The 17796-nt window shown below is 73.2% G+C and carries 17 protein-coding genes; 10 read left to right on the forward strand and 7 right to left on the reverse strand.

Annotated elements, in window-relative coordinates; genetic code table 11:
* Window positions 1-22: 22 nt before the first annotated feature.
* Both HGAM_RS17735 and HGAM_RS04665 read right to left on the reverse strand, forming a co-directional pair.
* Window positions 23-1327 carry an MFS transporter gene (locus HGAM_RS17735; protein WP_019144313.1) on the reverse strand — a complete coding sequence of 435 codons (1305 nt, stop codon included), beginning with the start codon at window positions 1325-1327 and terminating at the stop codon, window positions 23-25.
* A gap of 93 nt (window positions 1328-1420) precedes the next feature.
* Window positions 1421-2017 carry a TetR/AcrR family transcriptional regulator gene (locus tag HGAM_RS04665; protein ID WP_019144314.1) on the reverse strand — a complete coding sequence of 199 codons (597 nt, stop codon included), beginning with the start codon at window positions 2015-2017 and terminating at the stop codon, window positions 1421-1423.
* 115 nt (window positions 2018-2132) lie between these two features.
* Here HGAM_RS04665 and HGAM_RS17740 point away from each other — a divergent pair, with 115 nt between their 5' ends.
* On the forward strand, window positions 2133-3908 hold the full coding sequence (locus tag HGAM_RS17740) for an alkyl/aryl-sulfatase (RefSeq protein ID WP_049798198.1): 1776 nt from the start codon (window positions 2133-2135) through the stop codon (window positions 3906-3908).
* A gap of 3 nt (window positions 3909-3911) precedes the next feature.
* Here the strand turns inward: HGAM_RS17740 and HGAM_RS04675 are convergent, their stop codons facing one another.
* Together HGAM_RS04675 and HGAM_RS04680 are read right to left on the reverse strand one after the other, a co-directional pair.
* Entirely contained in the window at window positions 3912-4505 is a 594-nt protein-coding gene (locus tag HGAM_RS04675) for a hypothetical protein (RefSeq protein ID WP_019144316.1), read from the reverse strand.
* 59 nt (window positions 4506-4564) lie between these two features.
* Entirely contained in the window at window positions 4565-5170 is a 606-nt protein-coding gene (locus HGAM_RS04680) for a hypothetical protein (RefSeq protein ID WP_019144317.1), read from the reverse strand.
* 163 nt (window positions 5171-5333) lie between these two features.
* On the opposite strand from HGAM_RS04680, the gene HGAM_RS04685 reads away from it, so the two are divergent.
* On the forward strand, window positions 5334-5915 hold the full coding sequence (locus HGAM_RS04685; protein WP_019144318.1) for a hypothetical protein: 582 nt from the start codon (window positions 5334-5336) through the stop codon (window positions 5913-5915).
* A 52-nt stretch (window positions 5916-5967) separates the two neighbouring features.
* Here HGAM_RS04685 and HGAM_RS04690 read toward each other — a convergent pair whose 3' ends face one another.
* Together HGAM_RS04690 and HGAM_RS04695 are read right to left on the reverse strand one after the other, a co-directional pair.
* The gene (locus HGAM_RS04690; protein WP_019144319.1) at window positions 5968-7140 is read right to left on the reverse strand and encodes an acyl-CoA dehydrogenase family protein; all 1173 of its coding nucleotides are present in this window, start codon (window positions 7138-7140) and stop codon (window positions 5968-5970) included.
* A gap of 9 nt (window positions 7141-7149) precedes the next feature.
* Window positions 7150-8721: an AMP-binding protein gene (locus HGAM_RS04695; RefSeq protein WP_019144320.1), complete on the reverse strand. Its 1572-nt coding sequence runs from the start codon at window positions 8719-8721 to the stop codon at window positions 7150-7152.
* A gap of 45 nt (window positions 8722-8766) precedes the next feature.
* Here HGAM_RS04695 and HGAM_RS17745 point away from each other — a divergent pair, with 45 nt between their 5' ends.
* From HGAM_RS17745 to dinB, 4 genes are all read left to right on the forward strand, one after another.
* Complete coding sequence (locus tag HGAM_RS17745; RefSeq protein WP_019144321.1) at window positions 8767-9171, forward strand: YidH family protein; 405 nt, start codon at window positions 8767-8769, stop codon at window positions 9169-9171.
* Window positions 9168-9506 (forward strand): DUF202 domain-containing protein, encoded by a 339-nt coding sequence (locus HGAM_RS17750; protein ID WP_019144322.1) that lies wholly within the window; start codon window positions 9168-9170, stop codon window positions 9504-9506. Before HGAM_RS17745 ends, HGAM_RS17750 begins: the two co-directional genes overlap by 4 nt.
* Window positions 9507-9539: 33 nt before the next feature.
* The gene (gene map / locus HGAM_RS04710; RefSeq protein WP_019144323.1) at window positions 9540-10307 is read left to right on the forward strand and encodes a type I methionyl aminopeptidase; all 768 of its coding nucleotides are present in this window, start codon (window positions 9540-9542) and stop codon (window positions 10305-10307) included.
* 197 nt (window positions 10308-10504) lie between these two features.
* The gene (gene dinB / locus HGAM_RS04715) at window positions 10505-11704 is read left to right on the forward strand and encodes a DNA polymerase IV (RefSeq protein WP_019144324.1); all 1200 of its coding nucleotides are present in this window, start codon (window positions 10505-10507) and stop codon (window positions 11702-11704) included.
* A gap of 173 nt (window positions 11705-11877) precedes the next feature.
* Here the strand turns inward: dinB and HGAM_RS04720 are convergent, their stop codons facing one another.
* Complete coding sequence (locus HGAM_RS04720; RefSeq protein ID WP_019144325.1) at window positions 11878-13302, reverse strand: amidase; 1425 nt, start codon at window positions 13300-13302, stop codon at window positions 11878-11880.
* Window positions 13303-13324: 22 nt separating this feature from the next.
* On the opposite strand from HGAM_RS04720, the gene HGAM_RS04725 reads away from it, so the two are divergent.
* The 4 genes from HGAM_RS04725 (at window position 13325) to HGAM_RS17755 (ending at window position 17725) form a co-directional block, all read left to right on the forward strand.
* Complete coding sequence (locus HGAM_RS04725) at window positions 13325-13852, forward strand: 2'-5' RNA ligase family protein (RefSeq protein ID WP_019144326.1); 528 nt, start codon at window positions 13325-13327, stop codon at window positions 13850-13852.
* A gap of 9 nt (window positions 13853-13861) precedes the next feature.
* On the forward strand, window positions 13862-14749 hold the full coding sequence (gene trhO, locus HGAM_RS04730; RefSeq protein ID WP_019144327.1) for an oxygen-dependent tRNA uridine(34) hydroxylase TrhO: 888 nt from the start codon (window positions 13862-13864) through the stop codon (window positions 14747-14749).
* A 73-nt stretch (window positions 14750-14822) separates the two neighbouring features.
* Entirely contained in the window at window positions 14823-15386 is a 564-nt protein-coding gene (locus tag HGAM_RS04735; protein WP_019144328.1) for a TetR/AcrR family transcriptional regulator, read from the forward strand.
* A gap of 29 nt (window positions 15387-15415) precedes the next feature.
* Window positions 15416-17725 carry an MMPL family transporter gene (locus HGAM_RS17755; RefSeq protein ID WP_019144329.1) on the forward strand — a complete coding sequence of 770 codons (2310 nt, stop codon included), beginning with the start codon at window positions 15416-15418 and terminating at the stop codon, window positions 17723-17725.
* Window positions 17726-17796: the final 71 nt, after the last annotated feature.

The raw sequence follows: 17796 nt of genomic DNA on the forward strand, positions 1-17796 counted from the left end.
GGCAAGGAGGTCGGGCCGCCGGCTATTCCGTGACGGCGCCCACGGTGGCCGGCGTCCGCGCCCGGTGCCGGGTCGAGATCGACGCCGTGATGACGGTGAACGCGAGCACCGCGACGAGGCACACGACCAGCCACGCACGCCAGCCGCCGGTCGCGTCCACGACCCGCGGCGCGAAGAGCACCGCCGCCAGGATGCACAGCCGGCTCACCATGTGCTGCAGGCCGAACGCGGTGCCCTGGGCGTCGGGGTGGATCTCCTCGACGTGCTCGGAGAAGCTCGCCTGCCAGGTGCCGAAGGTGGCGGCCACCGAGCCGCCCAGCGCGACGAACAGCACCACGACGACCCAGACCGGCAGGTCGGCGCCGGACGACGTGACGGCGATCAGGACGGCGAGGCACGCGCAGGCCGCGACGCCGCCGGAGAGCAGGTACGGCTTGCGGGCCTGGGTCGTGTCGGACTTGCGCGCCCACACCAGGCTGCCGAGCAGGGCGGCCGCCCAGAAGGACATCGTCACGACGGACGCCTCGCGGACCCCGACGTCGAGCTGGTCGACCAGCATCTTCTGCGCGTAGGTGTTCATGGTGGCGAGCAGGACGAACATGAGCGACATCGCGGCCACGTGCGCGGCGACGACCCGGTGCTGCAGCAGCGCCCACGCGCCCGGCCGGGGACCGTCGGTGGCCCGGTGCTCGACGTGCTCGTCGGAGTGCCGGGTGTGCTGACGCACCTCGGGGGCGAGGTCCTGCAGGAAGACCATGACGAGCACCGAGCCGACGAAGGCGAAGCCGGCCATGATGTACAGCTGCGAGTGCCAGGTGCCGAAGAAGTCGAGCGTCGCGGCGGCGATGCCGGCGGCGACGAAGTTGGCGCCGAGCGAGCCCCACGACCAGAACGCGAACGCCTGGGCCCGGCCGACGCGCGGCGTGAAGTCGCGGATCAGCGGCTGGGTGCCGGACATCGCGACGCCCTCGACGAACGCGAGCAGGATGCGTGCCGCGGTGAACTGGCCGGGCGTGTGCGACCAGGCCATGAACAGGCAGGATGCCGCCGACAGGAACATCCACGGGACGATGACCCGCACGCGGCCGACGCGGTCGACCAGGCGTCCGCCGACGAAGCCGGCGAGCGCGCCGCACAGCAGGGACGCGGCGGTGATCAGGCCGTAGGTCTTGAGCGACATGCCGATGTCGTCGAGCAGCAGCGGCAGCACCGGTGCCAGCTGGCCCTCGTACGCGGAGATGAAGCACGCGATGACGACGACGGCCACGAGGACCCGGCGCCTGGACCCGGTCGGGTACTCGGTGAGCTCGCGGCGGTAACGCATCATGTCGCTTCCCTTCTTCTGGACACTCTGTCTAGAAAGTGTCGGCGAGGGGACTGTACGTGATGTGATGCGGCGCACACAAGCCGTCGGCTCGAGCTACTCGGGGTCGAAGCCGCTGGCCCAGTACCGGCCGCGGCGCGAGAGCTCCACGAGCGTCTCGATGACGTCGTCCAGGGCGGGGCGCGGGGCGGCGGACTCCAGCCACCACAGCAGCACGGACGTCTGCTCGCCGGCCCAGGCCCGCGCGACCACCCGCAGGTCGACCCGCGGCGTGACGCCGAGCGCGTCGGCCCGGGCCCGGAAGACCTCGAGCGCCCGGTCGCCCCACGCGTCCGCGAGCAGGCGCAGGCCGCGGCCGTCGCCCTCTCCGCGCAGGATCATCCGGTACAGGTCGGCGTGCTCGGCCGCGTGCCGGAAGAGGGTGTCGACCGGCTTGCCGGTGAACCCCTTGTCGTTGACGTCGGTGACCGGCGCGAGGCGGGTGTCGAGGTCGTCGATGACGCTGTGCACGACGTGGTCGTACAGCTTCTCCTTGTCGGGGAAGTGCGTGTAGAAGGTCGCGCGGCCGACCCCGGCCTCGGCGACGATGTCCTCGACGGTCAGGGCCGAGTAGCCCCGGGCCAGCGACAGGGACACCAGGGCGTCCCGCAGCAGGGCGCGCGTCCGGGTGCGGCGCTTGTCCTCGCGTTCCATGCCGCAGTTGTAGCAGAGTGCGGCCGGGCCGCTGCCTGTTGGACGAAGTGTCCAGTAATGTCGGTACGGACGACTGCCGGTGCCCGGCGCGCCGGTCGAGCGGGGGAGCGACCCGATGGACGAGCAGACCCACGACGCGGACCGCGGCTTCCTGGCCGCCCCGCTGACCGACCAGGTGCTGGACGCGTCCGGTCGGGTCGTGCACGACGGCACCGCCTACGCGTTCCTCGACGCCGAGGCACCCGGCACCGTGCACCCCGGGCTGTGGGAGCACAGCCGGCGCAGCGCCCGCGCCGGCCTGTACGAGGTCTGCGAGGGCCTGTACCAGGTGCGCGGCACCGACCTGGCCAACCTCACCGTCGTCGAGGGCGACACCGGCGTGGTCGTCATCGACACCCTCACGTCCGCCGAGACGGCCGCCGCCGCGCTCGCGCTCTACCGCTCCGTGCGCGGCGAGCGACCGGTGCGCGGCGTCGTCATCACCCACCCGCACGCCGACCACTTCGGTGGCATCGACGGGGTGCTCGAGGGCGCGGGCGACGTGCCGGTCGTCGTGCCCGAGGGGTTCGCCGAGCACGCGGTGAGCGAGAACCTGCTCGCCGGGCCGGCGATGTCGCGTCGGTCGGCGTACATGTACGGCACGGCGCTGGAGCCGTCGCCGACGGGCCACGTGGGATGCGGCCTCGGCCCCCGCCTGGCCCGGGGCCGCACGGGTCTGCCGCGGCCGACCCGCGAGGTGCGCCGCACCGGCGAGGTCGTCGAGATCGACGGCGTCGTCATGGAGATGCAGCTGACGCCGGGCACGGAGGCGCCGGCGGAGATGAACGTCCTGCTGCCCGGGCTCCGGGCGCTGTGCGTGGCCGAGAACGCCGTCCACTCGATGCACAACATCATCACGCTGCGCGGCGCCCAGGTCCGTGACGCCCGGGCGTGGGCGCGCTACCTGGACAAGACGATCGAGCTGTACGCCGACCGGGCCGACGTCGTCCTGGCCACGCACCACTGGCCGACGTGGGGCACCGACCGGGCCCGGCACTTCCTGGAGGACCAGCGCGACGTCTACGCCTACCTGCACGACCAGACCGTGCGGCTGATGAACCGGGGGCTCACGCCGCGCGAGATCGCCGAGCAGCTCGAGCTGCCGCCGGCGCTGGCCGAGTCGCCCGCCGGTCACGGCTACTACGGCTCGCTCAGCCACAACGTCAAGGGCATCTACCAGCGCTACCTGGGCTGGTACGACGCCAACCCCGCCCGCCTGTGGCCGCTGCCGCCCGAGCAGGAGGCGCGACAGTGGATGCGCGTCGTCGGCGGCACCGGACGCGCGCTGGCCGCGGCCCGCGAGCTGGTGCTCGAGGGCGAGCTGCGGTTCGCCGCGACGCTGCTCGACCACGTCGTGTTCGCCGACCCGCAGGAGCGGGAGGCCCGCGAGCTGCTCGCCGAGGTCTACCGGCGGCTGGCGGCGCAGACCGAGAACGCCACCTGGCGCAACTGCTTCCTGACCGGCGCGCTGGAGCTCGTCGAGGGCACGCCCCCGGCGGCCGGCCCGGGGGGTGGGTTGCTCGGCGGCGTCGGGGTCGAGGAGCTGCTGGACGTCCTGGCGGTGCGGGTCGACGGACCGCGGGCCTGGGACGCTGACGCCTCGTTCGACTGGGAGGTGCCGGGCGAGGGCACCTGGCGGCTGTGGCTGCGCCGCGGGGTGCTGCGCCACCGCCGGCTCGTCGAGGGAGCCGAGCCCGGTGCCGCGGTCGTGCGGGCGGACGTCCGCGGGCTCGTCGGGCTGCTGCGCGGCGACGCGGCCGGGGCGCAGGTCAGCGGCGACGGCACGCGCGTGGGCGCGGTGCTGGGAGCGCTGGAGCCCGCGTCCGCGCCGTTCGCGATCGTCGAGCCGTAGGTCTCAGCCCGCGGCGAGCAGGCGGGACTTCTGGGCCGTGCGGATCTTCTTGGCCGACAGGGCGTCGCCGTAGATCAGCACGGACTCGTCCTTCTCGACCACGCGGAAGGCTTCGGCGGTGATGCGGACCTTCGGCAGGTCGCCCAGGCACGAGCGCTTCACGGTGGCGGTCATCCAGCCGTTCCTGCCCTCGCGGCCCTTCAGGCTCGCCGAGCACGCGTGGTCGTAGTCGGCGTCCATGACGTCGGCGTCCGAGGAGTCGAGGTCCCCGTAGAGCTCGAAGTCGGGCTCGTCGCTGCCGGGCGCGTAGAACGCGACGCTCAAGCCCGCAGCCGACTTCAGCCGCGAGAACTTCACCGTGACGCTGACCGTCCTGCGCCGGTGGTCGAACCGCACGAGCTTGGCGTCGATGCCGGACTTCTTGCTCTCGGTCCGGCCCAGGCCACGCTCCTGGTAGCCCTCGTCCCACATGGTCGTCAGCACGACGTCCGCCCGCTTGTCCTTGATCGAGGCCCGCTCGGCGTGGGCGGCGGTGCCGGTGCCCAGCACGGTGACGGTCGCGAGACCGGCGGCGATGGCGAGGGAGGTGAGGCGCACGGCGCTTCCTTCGGGGTGGGGTGAAGGAGGGCGTGCCGCCCGTCCTCCGGGAAGAGGTGTCAGCCCGCGGCGAGCAGGCGGGTCTTCTGCGGCGTGCGGATCTTCTTGGCCGACAGGGCGTCGTGGTAGGTCACGAGCGTGTCGTCGTCGAAGAGCGTCCGGAAGGCGCCGACGGCCAGACGGACCTCCGGCAGGTCGCCGAAGCACGCGCGGTCCACGGTCACGGTCACCCAGCCGTTCTTGCCCCGACGGCTCGCGACGTCGCCCGTGCAGATCGGCTCGTAGTCGTCGGGCATGGTGACGTAGGCCTGCGAGTCGCCGACGCGTCCGGAGACCTCAAAGTCGGCCTTCTTGCTGCCCGGCGCGTACACCTCGACGTAGACGCCGCTGTCGGACTTCAGCCGCGAGAACCGCACCGTGACGCTGACGGTCTTGCGGCGGTGGTCGTACCGGACGCTCTTGGCGTCGATGCCGGACTTCTTGCTCGAGGCCGTGTTGAGCTGGCGCTCCTCCTGGACCTCGAAGTCGTCCATGGCGTACGTCGTGCGCACGACGTCCGCGCGCTTGTCCTTGATCGAGGCCCGCTCGGCGTGGGCGGCGGTGCCGGTGCCCAGCACGGTGACGGTCGCCAGGCCGGCGGCGAGGACGAGGGAGGTGAGGCGCACGGCGTTCCTTCGGTGGTGCGGACGAGGGCGGGCGTCGTGCCCGTCCTCCCGGATCGTAGGTCCGCGCAGCGCTCCGCGGAGCCGTTCGGCCGGATTGGCGGGACGTCTGGGACCCTGGGTCGCCGTCCACCGGGCGGGACGAGGCACCGACGAGGAGGGGACGATGGACGGAGAGCGGCTGGTCGCGCGGAGCCGGTTGCGCTCGGCGTGGCCGATCCTGCTGGTGACCTCCACGTCCGGCGTGGTCATCGGAGCGGTCGTGGGGCTCGGCCTCGCCCTGTTCGACCCGGAGTTCGCGACGACCGAGGCGAAGGTCGACGCCGTGCTGATCTGTGCCGCGATGCTCGGACCGGTGGGCATCCCCGCGACGTTGGTGCCTCTGCTCATGTGGTGCGTGTCGGCCGCCCGCGTCAGCTACTGGGTGGCGGGCTCCCGCGTCGTCGCCCGACGCGGTCGACGGATCGTCGTGGAGCTGGACGCCCGCGACGTCGCGTCCGTCCGGGTCATCGGGTTCTCCCGCGTGTGGCCGATGCTCGTCGGCCCCGGGACGATCTGGTCGTTGCACACCGACCTTCCCCACATCGGGTACGAGACGACGTCCCCGGTGCGCGGCCAGAGCTTCCACACGCTGCCGAGGATCCTCCTCGTCGGCAGGGGCGTGCCCGAACGCATCCGTGACGACCTCTTCGCCGCCCTGCGGCTGGCGTCCGTGCCGGAGTCCGTCCTGGACCCGTCGACCCGGTAGTGGACGCACGAGGGCCCGGGACGCGTCGGCGTCCCGGGCCCTCGTGATCCTGCTACGCCAGCAGCGCCTTGGCGATGCCGTTGCGCTGGATCTCCGACGAGCCGGTCAGCACGCGGAACATGCGCAGCTTCTTGAACGCCGACTCGATCTCCGAGCCCTGCACCATGCCCGCCTTGCCGTGCAGCTGCATCGCGTCGTCGGCGATGCGGAAGGCGTTCTCGGCGACGAACAGCTTGCACATGAACGCCTCGGTGGCCGGACGCCGGCCGGCGTCGAGCGCGGCCAGCGCGTCGTACGTCATCGACCGGGCCGCGTAGTAGGCCGTGGCCATGTCGGCGATGCGGTGCTGGACGGACTGCAGGTCGGCCAGTCGCCCGCCGAAGACCTTGCGCTCCTTGGCGAAGTCGATCGTCAGCTCCAGCACGCGCCGGGCCTGGCCCAGCACCGTCGGGCAGTGCAGCAGCCGGTTCACCACGACGCGTCCGACGCCGATCCGCAGGCCGTCGCCGACCTCGCCGAGCAGCTGGTCGGGCCCGACGTAGCAGTCCTCCAGCACGATGTCGGCCTCGATGTGCTCACCCGAGAGGGGCACATCGCCGGGCACGACACGACAGCCGGGGCTGTCCAGGTCGACGAGGAAGGCCGAGTAGCGCTCGTCCTCACCAGCCATGCGGGCGACGAGCACGGAGAAGTCGGCGAACGGCCCGGCCGAGCTGAACACCTTGTGGCCGGTGATGCGCCAGCCGTCGCCGTCGGGGGTGGCCGTGGTGGACATCGCGCGCACGTCCGAGCCGGCGTCGGTCTCGGTGAGCGAGAAGCAGCAGGCGCGCTCGCCGCGCACGACCGGCAACAGGTAGCGCTCGACCTGCTGCGGGGTCGCCACCTCGAAGATCGAGCCGGCGCGCAGCGGGCCGCCCATGTCGCCGAGCACGGAGTGGTTCAGGACGCGGCCGGACGCGCCGACCTCCTCCTTCAGCACGGCCAGCTCGGTGAACGACAGGCCGCGCCCGCCCAGCTCGGGCGGCAGGTGGACGCCGTAGAAGCCCAGCTCGCGGCTGCGCTTCCAGACCGGCTCGAGCACGGAGCGGTCGTAGACCGAGGCGGGGCCCAGGTCGTGGGCGCGTTCGTACTCGGCGAGCTCGCCGTCGAGGTAGGCGCGCAGGTCGGCCACCAGCGGGCCGAGCGTGGGGGAGTCGTCGTAGGTCGGACGCAGGTCGAAGGTCATGGGGGCTCCTCAGTTCACGGCCCGGTCGGCGCCGGTCCAGTAGCGGGCGCGGACGGCGCGGCGGTCGATCTTGCCGTTGCGGTTGGCCGGCAGGGCGTCGACGACGTCCACCGACCGGGGCTTCTTCATGCGGTCGAGCCGGTCTGCGCAGAACGCGACGAGCTCGTCGACGTCGATCGTCGCGCCCGGCTTGGGCACGACCACGGCCTTGACCGCCTCGCCCCAGGTCTCGTCCGGCACGCCCACGACGCAGGCCTCGGCCACGGCGGGGTGCTCGTAGACGGCCGCCTCCACCTCGCTGCAGTAGATGTTGAAGCCGCCGGAGATGATCATGTCCTTCAGCCGGTCGACGATGAAGACGTAGCCGTCCTCACGCATCCAGGCCACGTCGCCGGTCAGCACCCAGCCGTCGCGGAAGGTCTCGGCGCTCAGCTCGGGCTCGTGCCAGTAGGACGTCACGCAGTCGTCGCCGCGCACCACGAGCTGGCCGGTCGTGCCGGCGGGCACGGGGCGAAGCTCGTCGTCGACCACCATGACCTCGGTGTCGTAGAGCGCGCGCCCGCACGAGAGCAGCACGTCGGGGTCGGACTCGATGCCGCGGACGACGTCCTCGGCGGTCAGCACGAGCACGCCGCTGGTCGTCTCCGCCTGGCCGTAGCCCTGGGCGACGATCGGGCCGAAGAAGTCGACGGCGTCGCGCAGGCGCTGCGGCGACACCGGGGCGCCGCCGATCGTGAGGCTGCGCAGCGACGACAGGTCGTACGTGTCGCGGCCGGGCAGGCCGAGCAGCAGGTTCAGCATCGTCGGCACCATGAACGTCGTGGTCACCCGCTCGCGCTCGACGAGGGCCAGGAAGTCGGCCGGCGTGAACGCCGGCATGACGACGACCTTCGCGCCCCGGCTCAGCGCGGCGAGCAGCACCATGCCCGAGGCGTGGGTGATGGGGCCGGCGACGAGGTAGGTGTCGTGCCAGGTCAGCGCCCCGCCGGGCTCCATGAGCCGCTTGCGGACGTTCGCCAGCCGGTTGCCGGTGGTCTGCACCGCGGCCTTGAGCCGGCCGGTCGAGCCGGACGTGAAGTTCAGGACGCAGGGGGCCTCGAGCGGGACGTCGGGGCCCTCGAAGCGCGGGTCGGCGCCGGCGATCAGGCCCTCGTACGACACGGCGTCCGCGGTGTCGGGGCGGCCCTCGGCGTCCAGGACGACCACCGTGGCGTCGCGGCCGGAGCGCTTGACCGCGTCCACGGCGAGCGAGGCGTGGCTCGGGTCGGCGACGACGACGCGGACGTCGGCGTCCTCGACGACGTGGGCGGCCTCCTCCAGCCCGAGCCGGAAGTTGATCGGCACGCGCAGGAAGCCGCCCTTGACGAGCGCGACCTCGACCTCGACGAGCTCGGCGCGGTTCGCGGCGTAGGTGGCGACGGCGGCGCCGGCGGGCAGGCCGAGCGCGGCGAGTGCCGAGGCCAGCCTGCTGGACCGTTCGTCCAGCTGGGCGTACGTGAGGCGCTGGTCGCCGCACACGAGGGCCTCCTGCTGCGGCCAGTGCTGCGCGGCGCGGGAGACGAGTCGACCGAGGTTCGGCATGGGTGTCCTTCCGACGTTTCTGGACACAGTGTCTATCATGGTGGTGTGGAACACCAGGGGCCCGGCCAGGCCAGGCGGTCGACGACGGCGCGGCGCGAGCGTCGGCCGCGTCGCGTCTACGGCCAGGGCAGCGAGCCCGACCCGCGCTTCACGCTCGCCAACGAGCGGACGTACCTCGCCTGGGTGCGCACCGCCCTGGCCCTCACGGCGGCCGGGGTGGCTCTCGACGCCGTCGCGCTCGACCTCGACGCCCGGCTGCAGGTCGTGGTGAGCCTCGTCCTGGTGGTGCTCGGCGCGTCCGTGCCGCTGCAGGCGTGGCGTGGCTGGGCTCGGACCGAGCGGGCGCTGCGCCGTCAGGAACCGCTGCCAGCGTCCGCGTGGACCCCCGTGCTCGCCGTCGGTGTGACGGCGGCGGGCGTCGCGCTGACGGTCGGGATCGTCCTGGCATGACCCTGTTCGACCCGGGCCTGCAGCCCGAGCGGACGGCGCTGGCCTGGCGTCGCACGGCGCTCTCGACGGCGGCGGCCGCGGCCGTGCTGGCGCGAGTCGCGCAGGCGGAGGGCGACCACGTCGCCGTCGCCACCTCCCTCGTCGCCGGGGCGGTCGCGGCGACCTGCTGGCTGCTGGCCGGACATCGCTACGAACGGGTCTCGGTGTCGCTGCGCGAGTGCGGCGACCTGCGCCACGCCGCTCTGGGTCCGGCGGCGGCGACCCTGTGCGCCGCCAGCCTGCTCCTGTCGCTGGGGGCGCTGCACCTGGTGCTCGCCGGCGGCGGTGCGTCCTGACCGGCCTCCCACGGGCGAAGTAGGCTCGGCGTCGTGATCGAGCTCCTCACCCCCGCCCAGGTCGACCAGATGCGTCCGGCCGGCCGCTTCGTCGCCAGCGTCCTCACCCGTCTCGCCGAGGTCGCCGACGTCGGGGTCGACCTGCTCGAGCTGGACGCCGAGGCCCACCGCATGATCCGCGAGGCCGGCGCCGAGTCCTGCTACATCGACTACCACCCGTCGTTCGGCGCGATGCCGTTCGGCAAGGTGCTGTGCACGTCGGTCAACGACGCCGTCCTGCACGGCCTGCCGCACGCCTACAAGCTCCGCGACGGCGACCTGGTCAGCGTCGACTTCGCCGCGTCCGTCGACGGCTGGGTCGCCGACTCCGCGCTCAGCTTCGTCGTGGGCACGCCGCGCGACGAGGACCTCGCCATCATCGACACCACGCAGCGCGCGCTCGCCGCGGCCATCGAGGTGGCTCAGCCGGGCAACAAGCTGGGCGACATCTCCGCCGCCATCGGCGACGTGTGCCGCGCCGACGGCTACAAGGTCAACACCCAGTTCGGCGGCCACGGCGTCGGGCGCACCATGCACGGCGACCCGCACGTCCCCAACGACGGACGCGCCGGACGGGGCATGAAGCTGCGCCCGGGCCTGGTCATCGCGATCGAGCCGTGGCTCATGGCGGGCACCGACGAGATCGTCATGGACCCCGACGGCTGGACGATCCGCAGCGACGACGGCTCGCGCGGCGCCCACAGCGAGCACACGATCGCGATCACCGAGGACGGCCCGCTGGTCCTCACCGCCCGCGACTGACGTGAGCTGCGTCCCGCCCCAGGGAGCGGTGAGTCAGCAACCGTTCCTTCCCGCGAGCGGTGAGCGGGCAACGGCATGACGCCCTGATTCGGTTGCCAGCTCACCGCCGCGCCGAGTGGGAGGGCTCGTTCGGTCGGCAGGTCACCGCCTCGACCGACGAGTCGTCCGCTGTCACCGGCGGGTGGGACGATCGAGGGGTGGAGCCCTCGATCCTCCACGCCGACCTCGACTCGTTCTACGCGTCCGTGGAGCAGCGTGACGACCCGGCCCTGCGCGGACGTCCGGTCCTCGTGGGCGGCGGGGTCGTGCTCGCCGCCAGCTACGAGGCCAAGGCCCACGGCGTCTCCACGCCGATGAACGTGCGGCACGCGCTGCACCGGTGCCCCGACGCGATCGTCGTGCCGCCGCGCTTCGAGGCGTACGTCGAGGCCAGCCGCCGCGTGTTCGACGTCTTCCACGACACCACGCCGGTCGTCGAGGGCATCAGCATCGACGAGGCGTTCCTGGACGTCTCGGGGCTGCGCCGGCTGCGCGGCCCGGCCGTGCACGTGGCCGCCGAGCTGCGCCGCCAGGTGCGCGAGCGGGTTGGCCTGCCGATCACCGTGGGCGTCGCCCGCACCAAGTTCCTGGCCAAGGTCGCCAGCGGCGCGGGCAAGCCCGACGGCCTGCTCGTGGTCGAGCCCGACGACGAGCGACGCTTCCTGCACGCGCTACCGGTGCAGAAGCTGTGGGGCGTCGGGCCGGTCACCGCGGAGGCGCTGAACGCCGGCGGGCTGCGCACGGTCGGGCAGGTCGCCGCGATCGACGAGCCCGACCTCGTCGCCATGATCGGCAAGGCCGCCGGCCGCCACCTGCACGCCCTGGCCAACCTGCGCGACCCGCGTCCGGTGGTCACCGGGCAGCGGCGCGGGTCGATGGGCGCCCAGCACGCGCTCGGTCGCGGTCCGCACGGCTGGGACGTCGTCGACGGCACGATGCTGGCCCTGGTCGACCGGGTCACCGGGCGCATGCGCGCCGCCGGGCGCACCGGCGCGACGGTCACCGTCCGCGTGCGGCTCGACGACTTCCGCCGGCTCAGCCGGGCGCGCACGCTGCCGACGCCGACCGACCGCACCGAGACGGTGCTGAGCACGGCGCGCGACCTGCTGGCCGACCTGCGTCCGCTGCTGGAGCGCGAGGGCGTGACCCTCGTCGGCGTCTCGGTCGGCAACCTCGACGACCACGGCGCGCAGCTCGAGCTCCCGCTGGGTGACGACGAGAACCCGCGCGCCGCGGCCGGCGCGGCGCTCGACGACGTCCTGGACGCCGTGCGCGGCAAGTTCGGGCGGGCGGCGGTGGAGCGGGCCGTGCAGCTGGGCCGGCACGCGCCGAGCGAGGCGCCGCACCTCCCCGACTAAGGGCGAGCCCGCCATCGGGTGGGTGGTCGGCCGGTGCTCTGGAGGGATCGGCTGACCCGCGGGCTCGCCCCCAGCAGGAGGGGAGGTCTCGACCGTAGGCCCGGCGGACGGCGATCCGTCACCCCTCGGGCGTCGATCGGCGTCGATTTGGGACGTACGTCCGAGATCGGGGCTCAGCAGCCCGGCGGCACGCGGTCGTGCCACGGGGCGGCGGCCTCGACCTGGGCGCTGAGCGCGAGCAGCAGCGCGTCCTGGCCGGGGTGCGCGGCGAGCATGACGCCCACCGGCAGCGAGGGCCGGTCGTCCGTGTCGTCGGTCCATCCCAGCGGCAGGCTCGCGGCCGGCTGCCCGCTCATGTTCATGAGCGCCGTGTACGGCGTGAAGAGCAGCTCGCGCCGGTGGTCCTCGGCGCCGTCCCCGGACTCGGTGAACCACGCGTGCGGCTGCGGGGGCAGCGCGAGGGTCGGCGTCAGGAACGCGTCGAACGCCTGCAGGTCGGTCACCACGCTCCGGGTGGTCGCCTCCAGGTGCTGCATCGCCCGCACCAGGTCGGTGCCGGACGACCGTGCGCCCCGCTCGCGCCAGTAGCGCGTCGTGCCGCGCAGCAGCGGGTCGGCCTCGACCGGGATCGGGACGGCGGCCACGCCGGTCGACCACACGACGTTGAACTGCGGCTCGAGGTCCTGCGGCCACGGGTTCGGCAGGTCGACGACCTCGTGGCCGAGGGACTCGAGCAGCCGCGAGGCGTGCTCCCAGGCCGCGACCGACTCCGTTGACGCGTCGACACCGTCCAGGTAGGGCGCGCTCCAGCGCGCGATGCGGAGCCGGCCGGGGTCACGGCCGACGGCGGACGCGTACGGCTGCGCCGGGGCGGGGAGCGGGCGCGGGTCACCGGGCATGGGCCGGGCGAGCAGGTCCAGCAGCGCGGCGGCGTCGGCGACGGTGCGCGCGATCGGGCCGTCGACCGCCAGGCCGTTCCAGTCGCTGCCGACGGGCCCGGCGCTCACCCGGCCGCGGCTGGGCTTGAACCCGAAGACGCCGCAGCACGAGGACGGGATGCGGATCGAGCCGCCACCGTCGCTGCCCGGCGCGAGCGGCAGCAGGCGCGCCGCCACCGCGGCCGCCGCCCCGCCGCTGGAGCCGCCGGCGTTGCGGGTGACGTCCCACGGGGTCGCGGCCGGCCCGACGACGTCGTTGTCGGTGTAGGACGAGAGCCCGACCTCGGGGGTGTTCGTCTTGCCCAGGCTCACGAACCCAGCGCTCTCGACGAGCTCGACGACGTACGCGTCCACGTCCGGCACCTGGTCGGCCATGAGCCGCGAGCCGAGCGTCGTGCGGACGCCCTTGGTCGACGTGAGGTCCTTGAACGCCGTCGGGACGCCGCAGAACGGGGGTGCGTCGCCGGCGGCGAGCAGGACGTCCGCCGCGGCCGCCCGCTCCAGAGCGCGCTCCGGGGTGACGGTGACGAACGCGCCCAGCCGGGGCCCGTGCACGGCGACGCGCTCGAGCTGGTGGCTCACGAGCTCGACCGACGACACCTCGCGGGCGCGCAGGGCGTCGGCCATCTGGATCGCGCTCAGGTCGTGCAGCTCGGTCATGCCGCGAGCGTACGGTGACCTCGTGGTCCAGTCCGTGGAGCTGCTGCTCGACGCGGCCCTCGAGGACGAGGTGCGCCGCGAGTGGACGCTGCTCGCCGACGCGGGGCTGCCCAGCCAGGCCCGGCACCGCGGGCCGTCCAACCGTCCGCACGCCACCCTCGCCGTGGCCGACGCGCTCACCGACGACGCCGAGCAGGCACTGCTCGACCTCGCGCCGCCCGACGGCCTGGAGGTCCGGCTCGGCGGCTGGCTGCTGTTCGGCCGGCGCACGTTCGTGCTCTGCCGCACCGTGGTGCCGAGCGCGGGCCTGCTCGCCCTGCAGCACGAGGTGGCGGGTCTCGTCGCGTCGGGCGAGCACGTGCGCGACAACGGGCTGCCCGACCGCTGGACCCCGCACGTCACCCTGGCCCGCCACCTCAGCGGCGCCCAGGTCGACGTGGCCCTCGCCGCGCTGGCCGAGCGGCCGCGCGACCTGGCCGGCAAGGCGTCCGGCGTACGCAGGTGGGACGGCGACGAGCGCCGTGAGTGGCCCGTGGCGACCGGCTCCTAGACTCACCGCGTGGCCACGCCGAAGGTGATCCTGTACTACGCGTTCCGGCCGCTGGCCGACCCCGAGGCGATCCGGCTCTGGCAGCAGACGCTGTGCGACTCGCTGGGGCTCAAGGGCCGCATCATCATCTCCCCGCACGGCATCAACGGCACGCTCGGCGGCGACGTGGACGTGCTCAAGCGCTACGTCCACGGCACCCGCGCCTACCTGCCGTTCCGCGACCTGGACGTGAAGTGGAGCGGCGGCAGCCCGCTGCTGCCGGACGGCACGACGTCGGACTTCCCGCGGCTGCGCGTCCGGGTCCGCGACGAGGTGGTGACGTTCGGCGTCCCGGACGAGCTCGAGGTCGACGAGCACGGCGTCGTGGGCGGAGGGACGCCGCTCAGCCCGGCCGAGCTGCACGCGCTGGTGGAGCGCGAGGACGTCGTCTTCCTCGACGGTCGCAACGCGGTCGAGTCCGAGCTCGGCCGGTTCAAGGACGCCGTGCGCCCGCCGGTCTCGACCACCCGCGAGCTCGTCGAGCTGCTCGACAGCGGCGTCTACGACCACCTCAAGGACAAGCCGGTCGTCACCTACTGCACCGGCGGGATCCGCTGCGAGGTGCTGACGCCGCTCATGCGCCACCGCGGGTTCGAGCAGGTCTACCAGCTCGACGGCGGCATCGTCCGCTACGGCGAGGCGTTCGGGGACGACGGCCTGTGGGAGGGCTCGCTGTACGTGTTCGACGGTCGTGACCAGACCGACTTCAGCGACCACACGGCCGTCGTGGGGCGGTGCGACCGCTGCGCCGCTCCGTCGCGCGACGTCCGCGACTGCGACCTAGGCTCGTGCGTGGCCCAGTTCGTCCGCTGCGACGACTGCGCCGCCGCGGCCGGCCGGTGCGCCACCCATGGGTGACCACGCTCACGTTGTGCGGCCGCTGACCCCCGCCTAACCTCGAAACGAAACTGTTTCGTATCGGAGGAGCGTCATGGCCCTGTCGCAGGAGCGTCGCGAGGAGATCTTCTCCGGCGCGCTCGCGCTCGTGGCCGAGCACGGCTTCGACAAGGTGACGATGGACCAGGTGGCCGAGGCCACCCGGTCGAGCAAGGCCACGCTGTACCGCCAGTGGGGCAGCAAGACGACCCTCGTGGTCGACGCGCTCAGCTGCTTCGCCCCGCTCGAGGAGGCGCTGCCCGACACCGGCACGCTGCGCGGGGACCTGCTGGAGATGTTCGCCCCGCGCGAGCGCAAGGTCACCGACGAGAGCGAGCTCATCGGCGCGCTGCTCACCGCGACGCGCACGGACGCCGAGCTGGGCGAGGCCATCCGCGACCGGGTCGTGAAGCCCGCGACCGACCGGGTCGGCGTGCTGGTGCAGCGGGCGGTCGAGCGCGGCGAGGTCGCGCCCGACGTGCCCGGCCTGCGTCACCTGCCCCTCATGCTCGTCGCCCCGTTCGTCCTGCACGACGCCGTGCTGCCCGGCGAGCTGACCGACGACTACGTGACCGACTACGTCGAGTCGGTGCTGCTGCCGGCCCTCGGCGTCCACTGAACCCCCGCACATCCACAAGGAGACCCTCCATGGCCTGGTACCTGTATCGACTCGGTCGGTGGTCGTTCCGCCACCGCAAGACCGTGGTGGCGGCCTGGCTCGCGCTGCTGGTGCTCGCCGGGGCGGGCGCCGCGACCCTGTCGGGCAAGACGTCGGACGAGTTCTCGCTGCCCGGCCTGGAGTCGACCGCGGCCTTCGAGCTGATCGAGCAGCGCACGCCGGAGGCCGCGCCCGACGGCGCCACCGCCCGCATCGCGTTCCAGGCGCCGGAGGGCCAGACCCTCACCGAGGGCCGGAACAAGCAGCTCGTCACCGACACCCTGGCCGCGGTCAAGTCCGACAGCGTCGTGGCGACGTCCGACCCGTTCACCACCGGCACGGTGTCCGAGGACGGAACGGTCGCCTACGCCACCGTCACTTACGACAAGCCGTCCATCGAGCTCAAGGCGGCCGACCGCGACGCGCTGGAGGAGGCGCCGCGGGCGGCCGAGAACGCCGGCCTGACCGTCCACATCGGCGGTGACGCGCTGCAGGAGATCCCGCACACCGGCGCCACCGAGGCCATGGGCATCGTCATCGCGCTCGTCGTCCTGGTCATCACCTTCGGGTCGCTGCTCGTCGCGGGCATGCCGCTGCTGACCGCGCTCATCGGCGTGGGCATCGGCATCGCCGGCATCACCACGCTGACCGGCTTCATCGACCTGGGCTCGACCACGCCGATCCTGGCCACGATGCTCGGCCTGGCCGTCGGCATCGACTACGCGCTGTTCATCGTGTCGCGCTACCGCCACGAGATCCACGTCGGCCGCGACCCGGAGGAGGCCGCGGCCCGCTCCGTCGGCACCGCCGGCTCGGCGGTCATCTTCGCCGGCCTCACCGTCGTCATCGCGCTGGCCGGCCTGTCGGTCGTCAACATCTCCTTCCTGACCGAGATGGGCCTGGCCGCCGCGGCCACGGTCGCCGTCGCCGTGCTCATCGCGCTGACCCTGCTGCCGGCCATCTTCGGCTTCGCCAAGCGCCGCGTCCTGGGCGGGAAGATCCCGTTCCTCAAGGCGCGCGACCCCGAGGACCCGGCCGCCGGCCGCACCAACGGACGCCGCTGGGCGGACCTGGTCACCAAGCACAAGGTGCCGGTCTTCGTGGTGGGCGTCGCGCTGGCCGCGATCGCCTCGGTGCCGGTCGCGTCCATGCAGCTCGCCCTGCCCGACGACGGCACCGCCGCCGAGGGCAGCGGCCCGCGCGAGGCGTACGACCTCATCGCCGAGAACTTCGGCGCCGGCGTCAACGGCCCGCTCCTGGTCATCGTCGACACGAAGGACGCGGACGACCCGCAGGCCGCGGTCGACGCGACCGTCGAGGCCGTCTCGGGCGTCGAGAAGGACGTCTCGGCGGTCGTCCCGCCGGTCGCCGACCCGCAGGACCAGCAGGCCGCCGACGCGTTCGCGAAGCAGCTCGAGGACGCGCAGTACGCGACCGTCACGATCATCCCCGAGAGCGGCCCGTCGGACGCCGAGACCCAGGACCTCGTGCACGAGCTGCGTGACGCGGTCGAGGGCGTCGAGTCCGACACCGGCGCGACCGTCTACGTCTCGGGCCAGACGGCCATCGGCGTCGACGTCGCCGAGGAGCTGGCCGACGCGTTCCCGAAGTACCTGCTGGTCGTCGTCGGTCTGGCGTTCGTCCTGCTGGCGCTGGTGTTCCGCTCGATCCTGGTGCCGCTCAAGGCGGTCGTCGGCTTCCTGCTGACCGTCGGCATCTCGCTCGGTGCCACCGTCGCGGTCTTCCAGTGGGGCTGGTTCGCCGAGCTGGTGGGCGTCGACAAGGCCGGGCCCATCCTGTTCATGCTGCCGCTGCTGCTGACCGGCATCCTGTTCGGCCTGGCGATGGACTACGAGGTCTTCCTCGTCTCGCGGATGCGCGAGGAGTACACCCACGGCCGGGACGCGCTCGGCTCGGTCGTCCACGGCTTCCAGCACGGCGCCCGCGTCGTGACGGCCGCCGCGGCGATCATGATCGGCGTCTTCGGGTCGTTCGCGCTCGGCGACGACGTGATCATCAAGACGATCGGCTTCGCGCTGGCGATCGGCATCCTGGCCGACGCGTTCCTGGTGCGCATGACCATCGTCCCGGCGTTCATGGCGCTGCTCGGCGACCGCATGTGGTGGCTGCCGCGCTGGCTGGACAAGGCCATGCCGAACCTGGACGTCGAGGGGGAGTCGCTGGAGAAGCACACCGGTGTCCGCACCGGCGACCACGGCGACGAGCCGAAGCACGCCGGCGAGGTCGAGAGCACCCCGATCGGGGCCGGCGGCAAGCACGCCGACCCCGACGCCGGCTGACCCTCTCCGTCCGCCACGACGCCCGCACCTCGCCCGCCGAGGTGCGGGCGTCGTGCTGGGGGCATAGAACC

The organism is Aeromicrobium massiliense JC14 (genome assembly GCF_000312105.1).
GTDB lineage: Bacteria > Actinomycetota > Actinomycetes > Propionibacteriales > Nocardioidaceae > Aeromicrobium > Aeromicrobium massiliense.